1 protein-coding gene is annotated in these 1,589 nt (G+C 59.7%); it reads left to right on the top strand.

Going from position 1 to position 1,589, the window contains the following annotated elements:
• On the top strand, positions 1-1,467 hold a 1,467-nt coding region (gene groL / locus ACR0K1_RS25555; protein WP_480852315.1), incomplete at its 5' end, for a chaperonin GroEL.
• Positions 1,468-1,589: the final 122 nt, after the last annotated feature.

Here is a 1,589-nt window from a genome sequence, read left to right as displayed (position 1 = left end):
ATCGAACTGGAAGACAAGTTCGAAAACATGGGCGCGCAGATGGTGAAAGAAGTCGCCAGCCGTACCAATGACGAAGCCGGCGACGGCACCACCACCGCAACCGTTCTGGCGCAATCCATCGTCAAAGAAGGTCTGAAGCAGGTTGCAGCGGGCCTGAACCCGATGGACCTGAAGCGTGGCATCGACCTGGCAACCGCCAAGGTTGTTGAAGGCATCAAAGCCGCTTCGCGCGAAGTCAAGGACTCGGCAGAAGTTGCTCAGGTTGGCACCATCTCGGCCAACGGCGAAGTCGAGATTGGCCAGCAGATCGCAGACGCGATGCAGAAAGTTGGCAACGAAGGCGTCATCACCGTCGAAGAAAACAAAGGTCTGGAAACCGAGACCGATGTTGTCGAAGGTATGCAGTTCGACCGTGGCTACCTGTCGCCTTACTTCGTCACCAACGCAGACAAGATGATCGCAGAGCTTGATGACTGCATGATCCTGCTGCACGAAAAGAAACTGTCCTCGCTGCAGCCGATGGTTCCGCTGCTGGAACAGGTGATCCAGTCGCAGAAGCCGCTGCTGATCATTGCCGAGGATGTTGAAGGCGAAGCGCTGGCGACTCTGGTTGTCAACAAACTGCGCGGCGGCCTGAAAATTGCTGCTGTCAAAGCACCGGGCTTCGGCGATCGCCGTAAAGCCATGCTGCAGGACATCGCGATCCTGACCGGCGGTCAGGTGATCAGCGAAGATCTGGGCATGAAGCTCGAGTCCGTCACCATGGACATGCTGGGCACCGCCAAGAAGATCGAAATCACCAAAGACGAAACCACCATCGTCGACGGTGCAGGCGAGAAAGCCGAGATCGAAGCCCGCGTTGGCCAGATCCGCACTCAGATCGAAGAAACCACCAGCGACTACGACCGTGAGAAGCTGCAGGAACGCGTTGCCAAACTGGCAGGCGGTGTTGCCGTGATCCGCGTCGGCGGCATGACCGAAGTGGAAGTGAAAGAGCGTAAGGACCGTGTGGACGATGCTCTGAACGCAACCCGCGCTGCCGTTCAGGAAGGCGTTGTTGTGGGTGGCGGTGTTGCTCTGGTTCAGGCCGGCAAGGCGCTGGACACTCTGGAAGGTGCAAACCCCGACCAGAACGCAGGCATCAACATCGTCCGCAAGGCTATCGAAGCGCCGCTGCGCCAGATCGCCGAAAACGCAGGCGTTGACGGTGCGGTTGTTGCAGGCAAGGTCCGTGAATCTTCGGACGCTTCGTTCGGCTTCAACGCGCAGACCGAAGAATATGGCGACATGTTCTCGTTCGGCGTGATCGACCCGGCCAAGGTTGTCCGTACCGCTCTGGAAGACGCGACATCGGTTGCCGGTCTGCTGGTCACCACCGAGGCGATGGTTGCCGACAAGCCCGCCAAAGAAGGTGCGCCCGCAGGTGGCGGCATGCCCGACATGGGCGGCATGGGCGGCATGATGTAAGCACGTCGAATTCGCCCTGGCGAATTCTGACGACCCCGAAAGGCGCTTGGCCGAGTGGCCAGGCTGCCGAAAGGGGGCCGCAGCAAAAGATTGACGGGGTCGCCTTCGGGCGGCCCCGTTTC

Source organism: Ruegeria sp. F5, from assembly GCF_056533845.1.
This window is presented reverse-complemented; position numbering and strand designations above follow the sequence as displayed.